This is a genomic window from Psychrobacter sp. 1Y4 (genome assembly GCF_051847555.1).
In genome coordinates this window covers 1-814 of record NZ_JBPYDE010000374.1, presented here as the reverse complement: position 1 = coordinate 814, position 814 = coordinate 1, and the positions used below count along the sequence as shown (strand labels likewise).

1 protein-coding gene and 1 pseudogene are annotated in these 814 nt (G+C 43.4%); both read left to right on the top strand.

Annotation, left to right across the window (positions count from 1 at the left end; translation table 11 throughout):
- Positions 1-255: 255 nt before the first annotated feature.
- Complete coding sequence (locus ACS8FC_RS16420) at positions 256-537, top strand: SIR2 family NAD-dependent protein deacylase (protein WP_439297561.1); 282 nt, start codon at positions 256-258, stop codon at positions 535-537.
- A 49-nt stretch (positions 538-586) separates the two neighbouring features.
- Positions 587-814 (top strand): annotated as a pseudogene (locus ACS8FC_RS16415) (DUF932 domain-containing protein); the annotation flags it as partial.

The following is an 814-nucleotide window of genomic DNA, read 5'->3' as shown; positions in this document are numbered from 1 at the left end:
AATGCAGCACTGTACTTAACTCGACCTGACAAGTACGAACAGCGCCTTAAAGCATGGACGCCAAGCATGCGTAGCTTTGGTCGCGGAACTACCCCTAAGGATTAAGTGGTACTTAGCATAGCCCATAGCTAAATAATTTCAAATACATACTACATTCATGAGATCGAGCATCAACGTCCTAACGCTCATCCTTATTCACCATTAAAGGTCTGCCTCGTGCAGGCCTTTTTTATGCCCATCATTTAAGGAGTCTTTATGAAACCAGTATGTCCATGTTGTCAGTCATTAGCGGTGTATGAGATGACTGATGGTACTCACGACCGTTTGATCGATGAGTTGTTATCTCCCACTGCAATGATCAGTCTTGGTATCAGTCTATGCAAGTCATTCAAAGTGCATCCTGTGATCGGTGTGATGACAGGTACTGCTATCGCAACCCTGATCGAGATGGCTCAATCAAAGAACGCTTTACCGATACTGATCAATAAGCAGTATCGCTGTGATGACTGTACTCACGTGTTTACAGCTTTTAATTAACCATCAATTATCAACTTACTTAACCAATCAATTTAAAAGGAATATTCTCATGGCACATTTAATCGAATCAATGGCATACGTTGGCGAAACCCCTTGGCATGGTCTAGGTAACGAGCTTGCGCCTAAGCAGCCTATCGAGGTCTGGGCAAAACAAGCGGGGATGGACTGGCGTATTGAGTCATCAGATGTTAGCTACATGGCTAATAACGATAAAGGGCACAATTTGATTCTGCCCTTTGCTGAACAGAAGGTTTTATACCGTAGCGATAACTTCGAG